The following is a 14,479-nucleotide window of genomic DNA, read 5'->3' on the forward strand; positions in this document are numbered from 1 at the left end:
CGCCGCGGGCTGCCCACTGACATCCGGTAGGCAGTCACGCCGGGTTCGGGCAGTCGATGAAGCGATGCTCGATCGCAAACTGCCGGGCCAGGTATTCGCCGAGCGCTTGCACACCGTAACGTTCGGTCGCGTGGTGGCCAGCGGCAAAGAAGCTGATGCCGTTCTCCCTGGCGACATGAACCGTCTGCTCCGACACCTCCCCCGTCAGGTACGCATCGACACCCGCCGCCACCGCCTGCTCGATATACCCTTGAGCACCACCGGTGCACCAGGCGACACGCTGAATCGACGCTGCGCCCTCGACCATCAGCGGCTCGCGGCCAAGCGCGAGCTGAATGCGGGATTTGAACTCGGCCGGCGTCAGCGGCGCCTCGAGCGCGCCAACCAACCCAACCGAACGCGGGTTATCCGGCTCGAGCGGCCCTTCAGCCACCAACCCCAACACTTTCGCGAGCTGCATGTTGTTCCCCACCTCCGGATGCACGTCCAGCGGCAGGTGATAAGCCAACAAACTGATATCGTGGAGCAGCAGCGTTCGGAGCCTGCGCTGTTTCATGCCGAGCACGCGCGGATCTTCGTTCTTCCAGAAGTAGCCATGATGAACCAGCACCGCATCGGCACCGGCTTCGACGGCCGCATCGAGCAACGCCTGGCTCGCCGTAACGCCACTGACGATACGGCGTACCTGAGCGCGGCCTTCGACCTGCAACCCGTTTGGGCAGTAATCAGCGATCTTTCCGACATTCAGGTAGCGATCGGCTTCCGCCACCAGTGTCGACAATGCAACCGCCATGCGGCCTCCTTCATATGAATTGATGGGCAGACACCGAACCGGCTTGCCTACATCGGGGATCGTGCCGTGCGGATAAGCACCCAGATTCGCGTGGACTAAGCTGCATTTCGTCGTCAGCTTCGTATAATGCCGCCACCTTAAAGGCGCCCCCTGGCCCCTCGCAACCTGTCCGGATTTTCAATCGCGATGATCAATGCCCTGCGTTTTCTCGGCTGGCCGTTGCTGGTGGGCCTGCTGCTGGCCCTGCTGATCATTCAGCGCTATCCCCACCTGGTCGGCATGGCCAGTGAACCCGACTACACCCTGCACCAGACCCCACCCAGCGGCGCACCCCGACAAGGTCCTTATTCCTATGCCAGCGCGGTCAGTGGCGCAGCACCGGCGGTGGCGAACCTGTACACCACCAAGGTGATCGACAGCTCGACGCAACAGCCGATGCTCAAGGACGACCCGCTGTTCCAGCGTTTCTACGGGGACAGCCTCCCGCGTCAGCGCCGCATGGAGTCGAGCCTGGGCTCCGCTGTGATCATGAGCCCTGAGGGCTACCTGCTGACCAACTATCACGTCACCGCGAACGCCGAGCAGATCGTCGTCGCCCTGCGCGATGGCCGGGAAACGCTCGCTCGCGTGATTGGTAGCGACCCTGAAACCGACCTCGCAGTCCTGAAGATCGACCTGGCCAACCTCCCGGCGATCACCATCGGCCATTCGGACAGCATCCGTATCGGCGACGTCACCCTTGCGATTGGCAACCCCTTCGGCGTCGGCCAGACCGTCACCATGGGAATCATCAGCGCCACCGGCCGCAATCAGCTCGGCCTGAATACCTACGAGGACTTCATCCAGACCGACGCGGCGATCAACCGCGGCAATTCGGGCGGCGCACTGGTCGACACCGCCGGCCACCTCATCGGTATCAACACGGCGATCATTTCCGAATCCGGCGGTTCGCAGGGCATCGGCTTCGCGATTCCGGTGAAATTGGCCATGGAGGTGATGAAGTCGATCATCGAGCATGGCCAGGTGATCCGCGGCTGGCTGGGTGTCGAAGTGCAGTCGCTCACTCAGGAACTGGCGGAATCCTTCGGTCAGGCCGGACGCCCGGGGATCGTCGTTGCGGGCGTTTATCGTGACGGCCCTGCCGAACGCGCCGGGCTTCAGCCAGGCGACCTGATACTCAGCATCGACGGTGAACAAGCCCTGGACGGCCGCTCTTCAATGAATCAGGTTGCACGCGCGCGACCTGGCGACCGAATCGATATCGACATCCTGCGCAACGGCAAGCCGCTGACATTGACCGCCGAGGTCGGCATGCGCCCACTGGTGGAAAAGAGCCCTCAGCAATAACAGGACAGGGTCGCAAACGGCACCACCTCGAAACGGGTGGCGCCGTGCCCCGTTCAGCCGAGGAGTTGACGCAGCGAATCGAGCAACACCTGATTCTGCTCTGGCGTGCCGATAGTGATGCGCAGGAACTGGTCGATCCGCGCCGTTTTGAAATGACGCACAATGACGCCCTGCTCGCGCAGCTTCGCCGCGATCTCCGACGCGTCACGCTGCGGGTGACGGGCGAAGATGAAGTTCGCCGACGATGGCAGCACCTCGAAGCCCAGCGCCTCCATCGCAGCGGTTACAGTTTCGCGACTATCGATCACTTGCCGGCGCGTCCGCTCGAAATGCTCGCGATCTTCGAATGCGGCTGCCGCCCCCGCTATGGCGATGCGGTCCAGCGGATAGGAGTTGAAGCTGTTCTTGATGCGTTCCAGCGCCTCGATCAGGTCAGGATGCCCAACGGCCAGCCCTACCCGCAGACCAGCCAGAGAGCGCGACTTTGACAGTGTCTGGGTGACCAGCAGGTTGGCATAGCGGTCGACCAGCGCGATGGCCGACTCGCCACCGAAATCGATGTAGGCTTCATCGATCAGCACGACCGAGTCGGAATTGCTTTCCAGCAATCGCTCGATCGCGCCAAGGCCGAGCAGGCAACCGGTGGGTGCGTTCGGGTTGGGAAAAATGATGCCGCCGTTGGGCTGCGCGTAGTCGGCCACGTCGATCTGAAAGTCGTCATTCAGCGGAATTGCTCGAAAATCGATGTCATAGAGCCCACAGTACACCGGATAAAAGCTGTAGCTGATGTCCGGGAACAGCAGCGGCTCGCGGTGCTGGAACAGCCCGTGAAACGCATGGGCAAGCACCTCATCGGAACCGTTGCCTACGAACACTTGCTCAGGCCGTACGCCGTAGTAGTCCGCTACGGCTCGTTTGAGCCGGTCGCCGCTGGGATCCGGATACAACCGCAGCGTTTCGCCCAACTCGGCCTGCATCGCCGCCACCGCTCTGGGCGAAGGCCCGTAGGGGTTCTCGTTGGTGTTGAGCTTTACCAGCTTGCTCAGTTTGGGCTGCTCACCGGGGATGTAGGGGACCAGATCCTTGACGAAGGGGCTCCAGAACTTGCTCATGCCCTTCTCTCCTCAAATTCGTTGAGATCTACATTGTGCAGTGCCCGCTTGCTCGCGATGCCTTTCAGCGCCACTCGCCCGCAGGGGGGCTCCTGCAAGGTCAGGGTTTGATCCGATACTCGGCGCTACGGGCATGTGCCGTCAGCGACTCGCCTCGCGCCAGCACCGAAGCAATCTTGCCCAGTTCGGACGCGCCGTCGGCCGAGCAATGGATGATCGAGGAGCGCTTCTGGAAGTCGTATACGCCAAGCGGCGAAGAAAAGCGCGCCGTGCCGGAGGTCGGCAGAACGTGATTCGGCCCGGCGCAGTAGTCGCCCAGCGCCTCGGCCGTATAGCGACCCATGAAGATCGCTCCGGCGTGACGAATGTGGGGTAGCCATTGCTCGGGCTGGGCGACAGACAGCTCCAGGTGTTCCGGCGCGATGCGGTTGGCGACATCAATCGCCTGCTGCATGTCCGCGACCTGAATCAGCGCGCCCCGACCCTGCATCGAAGCACGAGCAATATCGGCGCGCTCGAGGGTCGGCAGCAGCCGCGTGATGCTTTCAGCGACCCGATCGAGGAACGCCGCATCCGGACTGACCAGAATGGATTGAGCGTCTTCGTCGTGCTCGGCCTGGGAAAACAAGTCCATGGCGATCCAGTCGGGATCGGTCTGGCCGTCGCAAACCACCAGAATTTCGGACGGACCCGCGATCATATCGATGCCGACCTTACCGAACACATGGCGCTTGGCGGTCGCGACGTAAATGTTGCCGGGCCCGACGATCTTGTCTACTGGCGGTACGCTTTCGGTGCCGTAGGCCAGTGCAGCGACGGCTTGTGCGCCGCCGATGGTGAAGACGCGGTCGACACCTGCGATGCACGCCGCCGCCAGGACCAGTTCGTTGATCTCGCCCCGAGGCGTGGGCACCACCATCACCACTTCCGGCACGCCGGCCACCTTCGCCGGGATGGCGTTCATCAGCACGGACGAGGGGTACGAGGCCTTGCCGCCCGGCACATAGAGACCGGCGCGATCGAGCGGCGTGACCTGCTGGCCGAGCACCGTGCCGTCTGGCTCGGTGTAACGCCAGGAGTCTTGCTTCTGGCGTTCATGATAGCTTCGCACCCGCTCCGCAGCCGCTTCCAGCGCCTCGCGCTGGGCCGGTGTGATGCGCTCGAGTGCGGTTTCGAGGCGTTCGCGAGGCAGGATCAGATCGGCCATCGACGCAACTTCCAGCCCATCGAAGCGCTGGGTCAATTCGACCAGCGCAGCGTCGCCACGGGCTCGTACCGCCGCAATGATATCCAACACGCGCTGATTGACGGCCTCGTCGGACACGCTTTCCCAGCTCAGCAGATGATCCAGGTGTCGAGCAAAATCCGGATCAGCGGCGTTGAGTCGGCGAATGTCGAGGGAAGCGGTCATAACAGGCCTCATGAAGAATGCATATAGCGGTTGTCCAGGCGCGATAGAGTACCAAGCCAACCGCGCCGGCACCCGGGAATTTCGCTATGGTGCGGATAGCCGCGAGTCCGCCGACGCGACGCTCAGCCGCGCTGGTCGACCGCTCTCTGCAGGGTGTCGATCAGCGCCTGGATCCGTGCGTGCTGCATCTTCATCGACGCCTTGTTGACCACCAGGCGCGAGCTGATCATCGCGATCAACTCCTGCGGCTCGAGACCGTTGGCGCGTAGCGTATTGCCGGTGTCGACCACGTCGATGATCTTGTCCGCCAGCCCCACCAATGGCGCCAGCTCCATCGAGCCGTACAGTTTGATGATATCGACCTGACGACCCTGCTCGGCGTAGTAGCGCTTGGCGACGTTGACGAACTTGGTCGCCACTCGCAGGCGCCCCTTCGGCTCAGGCGCGCCTACCTTGCCCGCCGTCATCAGCTTGCAGTTGGCGATCTTCAGATCCAACGGCTCGTACAGGCCCTGCCCGCCGAACTCCATCAGCACGTCCTTGCCCGCTACGCCGAGATCGGCCGCCCCCTGCTCGACATAGGTCGGAACGTCCGTCGCGCGCACGATCAGCAGGCGCACATCGTCCTGCGTCGTCGGGATAATGAGCTTGCGACTTTTCTCCGGGTTCTCGGTCGGCTCAATGCCGGCAGCTGCGAGCAACGGCAGGGTGTCATCGAGAATGCGGCCTTTGGACAGGGCAATGGTGAGCATGGGCAAAGGATTTCCTTGAACCTAGTAAGTACCGCCGATTGGCCGGTAGAGGGCGCCCATCAGGCTAACCAACGAGAGGCCGCCAGCGTGAGGCAAGCCGGCAAGGCAGACTGCCCCGCCGGCAGCGTGCACGGCGGAGCCAGCCGGCATCAGCGCACCGTCAACCGGGTACGCGGCGAATCTTCGCGCCCAGCAGCTGCAGCTTTTCCTCGATGCACTCGTAGCCACGGTCGATGTGATAGATACGATCGATGAGCGTATCGCCTTCGGCCACTAGGCCAGCGATCACGAGGCTGGCCGAGGCGCGCAGGTCGGTCGCCATCACCGGGGCCCCCTTGAGCTTCGGCACGCCGGTAACGATCGCCGTATTGCCCTCGACGAGAATCTGCGCACCCATGCGGTTCATCTCGTAAACGTGCATGAAGCGGTTCTCGAAGACCGTCTCGATGACGGTACCCGTGCCCTCGGCCACGGCGTTCAGCGTGATGAACTGCGCCTGCATGTCCGTGGGGAACGCCGGATAAGGTGCAGTACGGATATTCACGGCCTTGGGGCGATTGCCCTTCATGTCCAGTTCGATCCAGTTGCTGCCGGTATCGATATGGGCGCCGGCCTCCTCGAGCTTGTGCAATACCGCTTCGAGCAGCGTGGCGTCGGTATCCTTAAGGCGTACGCGCCCACCCGTAGCGGCGGCTGCGACCAGGTAGGTGCCCGTCTCGATACGGTCCGGCATGACGCTGTATCGACCGCCACCCAGGCGCTTGACGCCGTCGATGACGATAGTGTCGGTGCCGGCACCTGAGATCTTTGCGCCCATGGCGTTGAGGAAGTTCGCAAGATCGACGACTTCCGGCTCACGAGCGGCGTTTTCCAGCACAGAACGACCATTGGCCAGCGCGGCGGCCATCATGATGTTCTCGGTGCCGGTCACGCTGACGATATCGAAGAAGAAATGCGCGCCGCGAAGACCGCCTGCCGGCGCCTTGGCCTTGATATAGCCACCGTCGACGTCGATCTGCGCGCCCATCGCCTCAAGGCCGCGGATGTGCAGGTCGACTGGCCGTGAGCCGATCGCACAACCGCCGGGCAGGGCCACTTCCGCTTCGCCGAAGCGCGCCACCATAGGGCCGAGCACGAGGATCGACGCGCGCATGGTCTTGACCAGCTCGTACGGTGCCACAAGCGTCTTGATACTGCTGGCGTCGACCTCGACGGCCAGTTTCTCGTCAATCACCGGCTGCACGCCCATGCGACCGAAGAGCTCGATCATCGTCGTGATGTCGTGCAGGTGCGGCAGGTTGCAGACGGTGACAGGCGTATCGGCAAGCAGGGTCGCGGCGAGGATCGGCAGCGCAGAGTTCTTCGCGCCGGAAATGCGAATCTCGCCATCGAGGCGGGCGCCGCCGGTAATGATCAATTTATCCATGGAAATTCCCGTAGCCCGCAGGCTCGAAGCCCATTCGAAGAAGGGCGCGCATGAACGACGCGCGCCGCTTGAAATCAGTCTTCACGATCGGCGTCGGGCGCCAATCAGTTACGCGCAGCCCAGTCGGCCTGGCTGAAGAACTTCATGGTAACGGCATGAATGCTGCCGTCAGCGATCCAAGGATTCAGATGGGCGTAGATCTGCTGCTGACGCTTGACTGGCCCTAGGGCCGTCAGCTCGTTGCTGATGATGTTCAACTGGAAGTTGCAGCCTTCGCCTTCGACTTCCACCTGAGCGCCTGGAAGCTTTTCTTCCAGCAAATTCTTAACTTCTGCAGCCTGCATGTTCTACCTCGATCGGCGCCGGACGCGCGCGGCCGGCCATCATACAAAAAACCCCGATAGCTGCGAACCCCGCGCCGTCACAAGCTGACGAAGCCCACTCAGTCGAGCGACTCGACCTCGCGATCGCGTTTTGGACGGTGTCGGTCTTCGGCGCTCACCGCCGGGAACCGCGAGGAGGCGTAGCGCACCACCAGGATCGCCAGCGCCAGGAGCAGGATCGCACCCGAAATGTAGACCACGCCCATATCCGGGCGGTGGTGATGCGAGACATCCGAGATCAACAGCCGAGTCAACGCCGTGATCGCCACGTAGATCAGGAAGCGCACCGGCATGTGGTTGGTCTTGAAATAGATGCCAACCATGGCGCCGAGCTCGAGATAGATGAACAGCAGCAGAATGTCGTCAACGCTGATGCTGCCCTTCTCTACCATGCCGAGAAAAGCCACCACCCCCGCCCACGCCGTGACCGCACCGATGGCGAACAGAGAAAGGTAGTGGAAGGTTTCGACGAAAAGATTACCCAGCGATTCCGCCGCCTTGTGCACCTTCGCCCGTGTCGCCTCCGCCCAGCGCAAGATCATCGGACCGCTCCCTATGCCTGTTCCTGTACCGTAAGAACATCCATCAAACCCGACACGCGAGCGATATCACGCATGTCGTCAGGCATGCCGACGATGACCGCCTGCCGCCCCGCCTTTCTCGCATCGCGGGTGAAGGCCAGCAACAGCGACAGCCCGACGCTGCTGGACTTCTCGACCCCGGAACAATCGATCAGCAGCCGCTCGCCACCGCCGTTGCCGATCAACGCCTGACCGTCTCGACGCAAGGCAGGGCCGGTCTGGTAGTCGAGCACACCGATGAGCCTGAGCGCACCGTCGGCCGCCGGCTCGATCCGTGCGTCACTCATCGCCGCTCGCCTTCTGGCCCGCGGCCGTGTCCTTCGCACTCGCCACGACCTGGGCCCAGCCGTCGATGGTCTTGTCGAGATCGCCGCCATTCTTCTGCATGGCGTCAGCGAACTGGTCACGAAACAATTTGCCGATGTTGATGCCGTTGATGATCACGTTGCGGACCATCCAGTCGCCACCCTGGTTGACCATCGTATAGGACACCGGATAGATCTCGCCCTGACGGCCGGTCACTTCCATGCCAACACTGGTGCGATCGGCATCCTGCTTGCCGCTGGCCGGTAAAACGCGGATCTGCTGGTTGTCGTACTCGAGCAGGGCATTGCCGTAGAACTGCATCAGGCTGCGCTTGAAGTTTTCTTCGAAGCGTTTCATCTGCTCCGGCGAGGCGCTGCGCGAATAACGCACGGTCATGATGCTGCGGGAAATTCCCTCGGCATCCACCACTGGCCCGAGGATCTCGTTCAGCGACTCGTAGAAAGCGTTGGGGTCCTGCCGATACTGCTCCTTGTTGGCCTTGAGGTCGGCCAGCAGGCGGTCGGTGGACGTCTGGATCACTTCGTGAGCACTGGGCGCGGCCTGAGCCACAAGAGGCAGGATGGCCGCGAACAGTACCAGCAGACCACGACGCAGGGCGATAGTCATAGGGTGGGTCCTCATTCTCTGTTTACCGAATTGAGCAGGAATTTGCCGATCAGGTCTTCCAGCACGAGCGATGACTGGGTGTCGCGAATGGTGTCGCCATCAGCCAGCGTTTCCTCGTCACCACCAACACTGATACCGACATATTTTTCGCCCAGCAGCCCAGCCGTCAGGATCGACGCCGTCGAATCGGCAGGCAGGATATCCACGTCCTCCTGGATCTCCAGAGTGACGCGGCCGGTATAGGTTTCACGGTCGAGATCGATCGCGGACACCTTGCCGATGGTCACACCCGCCATGGTTACTTTGGATCGGACAGTGAGACCGGCAATATTGTCGAAATAGGCGTACAGCTTGTAGCTATCGGCCCCGCCCGCGTTAAGACCGCTGACGCGCAGCGACAGCAGCAGCAAGGCCAGGATGCCCGCCAGCAGGAACAGGCCTACGCCGATTTCAAGGGTGCGGATGCGCATTAAAAGTCTCCAAACATCAACGCAGTCAAAATAAAGTCGAGGCCAAGTACCGCGAGAGAGGCATAGACCACGGTACGGGTCGTTGCGCGGCTGATGCCTTCAGAGGTCGGCTCGCAGTCATAGCCCTGGAACACCGCGATCCAGGTCACGACCAGGGCGAATACCAGGCTCTTGATCACGCCGTTGAGCACGTCCGAACTGAACGTCACGCTGTTTTGCATGTTTGCCCAGAACGAACCTTCGTAGACGCCCAGCCAATCCACCGCGACCATCGCGCCGCCCCAGATGCCGACGACGTTGAAGATCAGCGTCAGCAACGGTAGCGAGATGAAGCCAGCCCATAGTCGCGGGGCGATGATGTATTTCAGCGGATCGACACCGATCACCTCCAGGCTGGACAACTGCTCGGTGGACTTCATGTTGCCGATCTCTGCCGCCAGTGCCGACCCGGCACGGCCGGCAAAAAGCAGTGCCGTCACGACCGGTCCGAGCTCGCGCAGCAGGGTCAACGCAACCATCTGGCCGACGGCCTGCTCGGAGCCGTAGCTGCTGAGGATGCTGTAGCCCTGCAGCGCGAGCACCATGCCGATGAATATCCCGGACACCACGACGATGGCGAGCGACAGCACACCCACCGAATACAGCTGACGAACCAGCAGGGAAAAGCGGTTGTTCAGGCCACTCGACCCGAATAGCGCATGAAACAGGAACAAGGTCGCACGCCCCTGCGCGGCGACTACATCCAGCCCGGCCTCGCCAAGCATACGGATTCGTTCGATCGGGGAACGTCTACGCATCGGCGCCTCGCAACAGATCGTCCGCATAAGCCGGAGCCGGAAAATGGAACGGCACCGGACCGTCGGCCGAACCGCGCATGAATTGCTGGATCCGCGGATTTTCCGAGCGCCGCAACTCCTCTGGGGTCCCGTGCTCGAGCACCTGCCCTTCGCCAACGACATAGATGTAGTCGGCGATGCTCGCCGTCTCGACGAGGTCGTGCGAGACGACGATGCTGGTGATGCCCAATGCATCGTTGAGCAGACGGATCAACTGGACCAGAACGCCCATGGCAATGGGGTCCTGGCCAGCGAAGGGCTCGTCATACATGAGTATCTGCGGATCCAGCGCGATCGCCCGTGCCAGCGCCACCCGGCGCTTCATGCCGCCGGACAGCTCGTCGGGCATCAGGTCGACGGCACCACGCAGACCGACGGCCTGGAGCTTCATCAGGACGATGTCCCGGATCATCTCCTCCGGCAGTTGGGTGTGGACCCGCAGGGGAAAGGCAACATTCTCGAACACGTCGAGGTCCGTAAACAGCGCGCCGCTCTGGAACAGCACACCCATCTGTTTGCGCATGTCGAACAGTTCACGCCTGGACAGAGTCGGCAGGTTGGTACCGGCCACCCAGACCTCCCCGCGCTCGGGCTTGAGCTGTGCGGCGATCAGGCGCAGCAGCGTCGTCTTGCCGCAGCCGGACGGGCCCATGATGGCCGTCACCTTGCCTCGCGGTATGACGATATCAATGTCATGGAAAATGCTGCGCTCGCCGCGCTTGAAGGTGACACCCTTCAGCTCGACGGCGTTAGCGTTGGCGACGCTCATCGGTTCTCCTTGGATACAGCCTGCGAGTCAGACGCTCCCAGATGTTCCGGGGATACTTCGCGCGACTGTTTTCGGCGGCAAACTATAGCACTGCGCCAACCCCCTCCAAAGCGCGCGACTGTGTCTGCGCATGAATTGCATCGGTCGTTCAGTCTGTGTTCAGCGAGGCGCGGCGCGACGGATCCTGGCAGCTTTTCGATGAGCGACGATGGGTTTGCCGCTATAATCCCGCGTTTTAGCCCAGGTGATGATGCACAAATGAGCCAGAGCAGCCATTTGATCGAGACTGCCCAGCGCACTATCCGCATGGAAATCGAGGCGGTCGAGCAGCTTAAAGGCCGCATCGGCGCCGAATTCGTCAAGGCCTGCGAACTCATCCTGCAGTGCAAGGGGCGCGTCGTCGTGGTCGGCATGGGCAAGTCCGGGCACATCGGCAACAAGATCGCTGCCACCCTGGCCAGCACCGGCACAACCGCGTTCTTCGTCCACCCGGCCGAGGCCAGCCACGGCGACATGGGAATGATCACCCGAGACGACGTAGTGCTGGCCCTGTCCAACTCCGGGAGTACCAGCGAGATCGTCACGCTGCTCCCGCTGATCAAGCGTCTCGGCATTACGCTTATCAGCATGACGGGCAACCCCGACTCGGTCCTGGCCAAGGCGGCGCAGGTCAACCTGGACGCCAGCGTGGCCATCGAGGCATGCCCGCTCAACCTCGCCCCCACCTCCTCGACCACCGCCAGCCTGGTGCTGGGCGATGCCCTCGCCATCGCGCTGCTCGAGGCACGCGGCTTCACCGCCGAGGATTTCGCCTTCTCCCATCCCGGCGGCGCGCTCGGCCGTCGCCTGTTGCTCAAGGTCGAGCATGTCATGCACACGGGCAATCGCCTGCCGTGGGTCAACCGTGGCACCTCGGTGCGCGAAGCCCTGCTCGAAATGACCCGCAAGGGCCTTGGCATGACGGTCGTGCTCGAAGACGACGGGCGACTCGCCGGCATTTTCACTGATGGTGACCTGCGCCGCACCCTGGACAAGGGCCTGGACGTGCGCCAGGCGATGATCGACCAGGTCATGACCATTCACGGCAAGACCGCACAGGCCGAGATGCTCGCGGCCGAAGCCCTCAAGATCATGGAGGACAACAAGATCAACGCTCTGGTAGTGGTCGATGAGCAGGACCGCCCCGTCGGGGCCTTGAACATGCACGACCTGTTGCGCGCGGGAGTGATGTGACATGAATGACCTGCTGCAACGCGCCAGGAACGTGCGCCTGGCGATATTCGATGTCGACGGCGTACTGACCGACGGCAAACTCTATTTCCTCGTCGATGGCAGTGAGTTCAAGACCTTCAACACGCTCGACGGGCACGGCATCAAGATGCTTATCAATTCCGGTGTGCGCACCGCCATCATCAGCGGGCGCAAGACGCCAGTCGTCGAGCGCCGCGCGCAGAATCTCGGCATCCAGCACCTCTACCAGGGGCGCGAAGACAAGCTGGTGGTACTCGACGAGCTGCTCGCCGAACTTCAGCTCGATTACAGCGAGGTGGCCTATCTGGGCGACGACCTGCCGGACCTGACCGTGATTCGCCGGGTCGGACTGGGCATGGCGGTCGCCAGTGCCGACGGCTTCGTTCGCGAACATGCCCACGGCGTGACGAGCGCGCGGGGTGGTGAGGGTGCCGCGCGTGAGTTCTGCGAGCTAATCATGCGCGCCCAAGGCACCCTTGAGTCCGCCCAGGCCGCGTATCTGTAGAGGTGCCCATGCTGAGCAAGATCCGCCTGCCCGCCATCCTGCTGTTGATTGCCCTGCTGTTGGTCGCGGTCGGCTACTGGAACATCCGCCCCGAGAGCTTCATGGACGAGCCGGCCGCTGTCAGCGAACCGGAATCGCCCATCGATTTCTACGTGATCAATTCGCGCACCGTGCAGTACCAGCCTGACGGCAAGCGCAACTACGAACTGGTCGCCGAGAAGGTCGAACACCTCAAGGCGAGCGACACCAGCCTGCTGACGCGCCCGGACCTCAAATCTTTTCGCGGGACCGAGCTGCCCTGGCACGTCACCAGCGAGCGCGGCGAGGTAGGCCCTCAAGGCGAAGAAGTCGAACTGATCGACAACGTGCGCATCGAGCGAACCGATGCCAAGGGGCGCCCGACCATCGTGACGACCACTCGCATGACCGTACTGCCCGAGAAGGATTATGCCGAAACCCGGCAACCCGTTAGAATCGTCGCCGCGAACGGAGTGACCACCGCCACGGGCATGAAAGCGTATCTGAACGAAGGCAGGATGCTCCTGCTATCCAATGTAAGAGGCCAGCATGAGCTGCGTTAAGACTCTCCCTTTTTTGCTCGGTCTGAGCATCTTTCTGCTCGGCGGCAACGCCCATGCGCTGCCCGAAGATCGCAACCAGCCGATCCGCGTCCAGGCCGATACGGCCGAACTCGACGATCGCCAGGGCGTCGCGGTGTACCGCGGCGACGTGGTCATCACGCAGGGCACCATGAAGATCACCGGCGACACCGTCACCATCACCCAGAATGCCAACGGCGATGTGGAAGTCTTCACCTCGATCGGCAAGCCGGCCTATTACGAGCAGAAGCCCGCGGCCGACAAGGAAATCGTCAAGGCCTATGGCCTGACCATCCAGTATTTCGCGGCGAACGAGCGCATCGTGCTCATCGACCAGGCCAAGGTGGTTCAGGAAGGCAACACCTTCGAAGGCGAGAAGATCGTCTATGACACCCAGCGTCAGATCGTGAATGCCGGGCGCGCCACCAACGCCGACGTGACAACGCCTCGGCCGCGGGTCGACATGGTCATCCAGCCACGCAAGCGGGACCAGCCGGCAGCGGAGCAGACCGAGTAATGGCAATCCTCAAGGCCCAGCACCTCGCCAAGAGCTATAAAAGCCGCCAGGTCGTACGCGACGTCAGCCTGTCCATCGAAAGCGGCCAGATCGTCGGTTTGCTCGGCCCGAACGGTGCCGGCAAGACCACCTGTTTCTACATGATCGTCGGACTGGTCAGAGCCGACCAGGGCCGGGTTCTGATCGACGAGCACGACGTCACGCATTTGCCAATGCACGGCCGCGCACGCGCCGGCATCGGCTACCTGCCACAGGAAGCTTCGATCTTCCGCAAGCTGTCAGTGGCGGACAACATCATGGCGATCCTTGAAACCCGCAAGGACCTCGATCGCAGCGCACGCCAGCAGGCACTCGAAGGCCTGCTGCAGGAGTTTCACATCAGCCACATTCGCGACAGCCTCGGCATGAGCCTGTCAGGCGGTGAGCGGCGCCGTGTCGAGATTGCCCGCGCCCTCGCGACCGCACCGAAGTTCATCCTGCTCGACGAGCCCTTTGCCGGCGTGGATCCGATCTCGGTAGGCGATATCAAGCAGATCATTCACCACCTCAAGGCCAAAGGCATCGGCGTACTGATCACCGATCACAATGTGCGCGAAACCTTGGACATCTGCGAGACGGCCTATATCGTCAATGACGGCCAGCTCATTGCCGAAGGCGATGCTCAGACCATCCTGGCCAATCAACTGGTCAAGGAAGTGTACCTGGGCCACGAATTCCGGCTCTGACCGGTTTTTTTCAGGAGAGGTCGCGCCACGGGGCTAGGCAAAGGCTTCGCCAGCAGGCATATAATTTGC

18 protein-coding genes are annotated in these 14,479 nt (G+C 62.3%); 6 read left to right on the forward strand and 12 right to left on the reverse strand.

From position 1 onward, the window contains the following. Positions 1 to 34 precede the first annotated feature (34 nt). Positions 35 to 793, reverse strand: coding sequence for a Nif3-like dinuclear metal center hexameric protein (locus MST27_RS19575; RefSeq protein ID WP_243607598.1), 759 nt, complete (start codon positions 791 to 793; stop codon positions 35 to 37). Between the two features lie 186 nt (positions 794 to 979). On the opposite strand from MST27_RS19575, the gene algW reads away from it, so the two are divergent. Next, positions 980 to 2,140 carry a Do family serine endopeptidase AlgW gene (algW, locus tag MST27_RS19580; protein ID WP_243607599.1) on the forward strand — a complete coding sequence of 387 codons (1,161 nt, stop codon included), beginning with the start codon at positions 980 to 982 and terminating at the stop codon, positions 2,138 to 2,140. A gap of 53 nt (positions 2,141 to 2,193) precedes the next feature. On the opposite strand, the gene hisC is transcribed toward algW, so the two are convergent. The 11 genes from hisC to MST27_RS19635 form a co-directional block, all read right to left on the reverse strand. Beyond that, entirely contained in the window at positions 2,194 to 3,252 is a 1,059-nt protein-coding gene (gene hisC, locus MST27_RS19585; RefSeq protein ID WP_243607600.1) for a histidinol-phosphate transaminase, read from the reverse strand. 100 nt (positions 3,253 to 3,352) lie between these two features. Then, a complete protein-coding gene (gene hisD / locus MST27_RS19590; protein WP_243607601.1) occupies positions 3,353 to 4,663 on the reverse strand; it encodes a histidinol dehydrogenase in 1,311 nt (436 codons plus the stop codon). A gap of 122 nt (positions 4,664 to 4,785) precedes the next feature. Next, positions 4,786 to 5,415, reverse strand: a complete 630-nt coding sequence (gene hisG, locus MST27_RS19595) for an ATP phosphoribosyltransferase (protein ID WP_243607602.1) — start codon at positions 5,413 to 5,415, stop codon at positions 4,786 to 4,788. A gap of 160 nt (positions 5,416 to 5,575) precedes the next feature. Further along, entirely contained in the window at positions 5,576 to 6,841 is a 1,266-nt protein-coding gene (gene murA, locus MST27_RS19600) for a UDP-N-acetylglucosamine 1-carboxyvinyltransferase (RefSeq protein WP_243607603.1), read from the reverse strand. A 104-nt stretch (positions 6,842 to 6,945) separates the two neighbouring features. Beyond that, positions 6,946 to 7,185 (reverse strand): BolA family protein, encoded by a 240-nt coding sequence (locus MST27_RS19605; protein WP_243607604.1) that lies wholly within the window; start codon positions 7,183 to 7,185, stop codon positions 6,946 to 6,948. A gap of 98 nt (positions 7,186 to 7,283) precedes the next feature. Continuing rightward, positions 7,284 to 7,766, reverse strand: a complete 483-nt coding sequence (locus MST27_RS19610; RefSeq protein ID WP_243607605.1) for a phosphate-starvation-inducible protein PsiE — start codon at positions 7,764 to 7,766, stop codon at positions 7,284 to 7,286. Positions 7,767 to 7,777: 11 nt separating this feature from the next. Continuing rightward, positions 7,778 to 8,092 carry an STAS domain-containing protein gene (locus MST27_RS19615; RefSeq protein WP_243607606.1) on the reverse strand — a complete coding sequence of 105 codons (315 nt, stop codon included), beginning with the start codon at positions 8,090 to 8,092 and terminating at the stop codon, positions 7,778 to 7,780. Then, positions 8,085 to 8,738 (reverse strand): MlaC/ttg2D family ABC transporter substrate-binding protein, encoded by a 654-nt coding sequence (locus MST27_RS19620; RefSeq protein WP_243607607.1) that lies wholly within the window; start codon positions 8,736 to 8,738, stop codon positions 8,085 to 8,087. The genes MST27_RS19615 and MST27_RS19620 overlap by 8 nt, the downstream gene beginning before the upstream one ends. A gap of 11 nt (positions 8,739 to 8,749) precedes the next feature. Next, on the reverse strand, positions 8,750 to 9,208 hold the full coding sequence (mlaD, locus tag MST27_RS19625; RefSeq protein ID WP_243607608.1) for an outer membrane lipid asymmetry maintenance protein MlaD: 459 nt from the start codon (positions 9,206 to 9,208) through the stop codon (positions 8,750 to 8,752). Beyond that, the gene (gene mlaE, locus MST27_RS19630) at positions 9,208 to 10,005 is read right to left on the reverse strand and encodes a lipid asymmetry maintenance ABC transporter permease subunit MlaE (protein ID WP_243607609.1); all 798 of its coding nucleotides are present in this window, start codon (positions 10,003 to 10,005) and stop codon (positions 9,208 to 9,210) included. The genes mlaD and mlaE overlap by 1 nt, the downstream gene beginning before the upstream one ends. Beyond that, on the reverse strand, positions 9,998 to 10,813 hold the full coding sequence (locus MST27_RS19635) for an ATP-binding cassette domain-containing protein (RefSeq protein WP_243607610.1): 816 nt from the start codon (positions 10,811 to 10,813) through the stop codon (positions 9,998 to 10,000). The genes mlaE and MST27_RS19635 overlap by 8 nt, the downstream gene beginning before the upstream one ends. Positions 10,814 to 11,071: 258 nt before the next feature. Between MST27_RS19635 and MST27_RS19640 the strand changes: the two genes are divergently transcribed. From MST27_RS19640 to lptB, 5 genes are read left to right on the forward strand one after another with little or no spacing between them, the layout of a single operon-like run. Further along, positions 11,072 to 12,046: a KpsF/GutQ family sugar-phosphate isomerase gene (locus tag MST27_RS19640; RefSeq protein WP_243607611.1), complete on the forward strand. Its 975-nt coding sequence runs from the start codon at positions 11,072 to 11,074 to the stop codon at positions 12,044 to 12,046. Position 12,047: 1 nt separating this feature from the next. Beyond that, the gene (locus MST27_RS19645; RefSeq protein WP_243607612.1) at positions 12,048 to 12,569 is read left to right on the forward strand and encodes a KdsC family phosphatase; all 522 of its coding nucleotides are present in this window, start codon (positions 12,048 to 12,050) and stop codon (positions 12,567 to 12,569) included. Positions 12,570 to 12,577: 8 nt separating this feature from the next. Further along, on the forward strand, positions 12,578 to 13,150 hold the full coding sequence (gene lptC / locus MST27_RS19650) for an LPS export ABC transporter periplasmic protein LptC (protein ID WP_243607613.1): 573 nt from the start codon (positions 12,578 to 12,580) through the stop codon (positions 13,148 to 13,150). Beyond that, positions 13,137 to 13,685: a lipopolysaccharide transport periplasmic protein LptA gene (lptA, locus tag MST27_RS19655; protein ID WP_243607614.1), complete on the forward strand. Its 549-nt coding sequence runs from the start codon at positions 13,137 to 13,139 to the stop codon at positions 13,683 to 13,685. Before lptC ends, lptA begins: the two co-directional genes overlap by 14 nt. After that, the gene (lptB, locus tag MST27_RS19660) at positions 13,685 to 14,410 is read left to right on the forward strand and encodes an LPS export ABC transporter ATP-binding protein (RefSeq protein WP_243607615.1); all 726 of its coding nucleotides are present in this window, start codon (positions 13,685 to 13,687) and stop codon (positions 14,408 to 14,410) included. Before lptA ends, lptB begins: the two co-directional genes overlap by 1 nt. Positions 14,411 to 14,479: the final 69 nt, after the last annotated feature.

It is taken from the genome of Stutzerimonas marianensis, assembly GCF_022810315.1.
Classification (GTDB): domain Bacteria; phylum Pseudomonadota; class Gammaproteobacteria; order Pseudomonadales; family Pseudomonadaceae; genus Stutzerimonas; species Stutzerimonas marianensis.

What these genes read in the sequence shown, in the direction of transcription:
- MST27_RS19615 (WP_243607606.1), bottom strand. Translation starts at nt 8,092, where the DNA reads ATGAGTGACGCACGGATCGAGCCGGCGGCCGACGGTGCGCTCAGGCTC.
- mlaE (WP_243607609.1), bottom strand. Translation starts at nt 10,005, where the DNA reads ATGCGTAGACGTTCCCCGATCGAACGAATCCGTATGCTTGGCGAGGCC.
- MST27_RS19645 (WP_243607612.1), top strand. Translation starts at nt 12,048, where the DNA reads ATGAATGACCTGCTGCAACGCGCCAGGAACGTGCGCCTGGCGATATTC.
- MST27_RS19620 (WP_243607607.1), bottom strand. Translation starts at nt 8,738, where the DNA reads ATGACTATCGCCCTGCGTCGTGGTCTGCTGGTACTGTTCGCGGCCATC.
- murA (WP_243607603.1), bottom strand. Translation starts at nt 6,841, where the DNA reads ATGGATAAATTGATCATTACCGGCGGCGCCCGCCTCGATGGCGAGATT.
- lptB (WP_243607615.1), top strand. Translation starts at nt 13,685, where the DNA reads ATGGCAATCCTCAAGGCCCAGCACCTCGCCAAGAGCTATAAAAGCCGC.
- MST27_RS19605 (WP_243607604.1), bottom strand. Translation starts at nt 7,185, where the DNA reads ATGCAGGCTGCAGAAGTTAAGAATTTGCTGGAAGAAAAGCTTCCAGGC.
- lptC (WP_243607613.1), top strand. Translation starts at nt 12,578, where the DNA reads ATGCTGAGCAAGATCCGCCTGCCCGCCATCCTGCTGTTGATTGCCCTG.
- hisD (WP_243607601.1), bottom strand. Translation starts at nt 4,663, where the DNA reads ATGACCGCTTCCCTCGACATTCGCCGACTCAACGCCGCTGATCCGGAT.
- hisG (WP_243607602.1), bottom strand. Translation starts at nt 5,415, where the DNA reads ATGCTCACCATTGCCCTGTCCAAAGGCCGCATTCTCGATGACACCCTG.
- algW (WP_243607599.1), top strand. Translation starts at nt 980, where the DNA reads ATGATCAATGCCCTGCGTTTTCTCGGCTGGCCGTTGCTGGTGGGCCTG.
- MST27_RS19635 (WP_243607610.1), bottom strand. Translation starts at nt 10,813, where the DNA reads ATGAGCGTCGCCAACGCTAACGCCGTCGAGCTGAAGGGTGTCACCTTC.
- MST27_RS19575 (WP_243607598.1), bottom strand. Translation starts at nt 793, where the DNA reads ATGGCGGTTGCATTGTCGACACTGGTGGCGGAAGCCGATCGCTACCTG.
- MST27_RS19640 (WP_243607611.1), top strand. Translation starts at nt 11,072, where the DNA reads ATGAGCCAGAGCAGCCATTTGATCGAGACTGCCCAGCGCACTATCCGC.
- lptA (WP_243607614.1), top strand. Translation starts at nt 13,137, where the DNA reads ATGAGCTGCGTTAAGACTCTCCCTTTTTTGCTCGGTCTGAGCATCTTT.
- mlaD (WP_243607608.1), bottom strand. Translation starts at nt 9,208, where the DNA reads ATGCGCATCCGCACCCTTGAAATCGGCGTAGGCCTGTTCCTGCTGGCG.
- hisC (WP_243607600.1), bottom strand. Translation starts at nt 3,252, where the DNA reads ATGAGCAAGTTCTGGAGCCCCTTCGTCAAGGATCTGGTCCCCTACATC.
- MST27_RS19610 (WP_243607605.1), bottom strand. Translation starts at nt 7,766, where the DNA reads ATGATCTTGCGCTGGGCGGAGGCGACACGGGCGAAGGTGCACAAGGCG.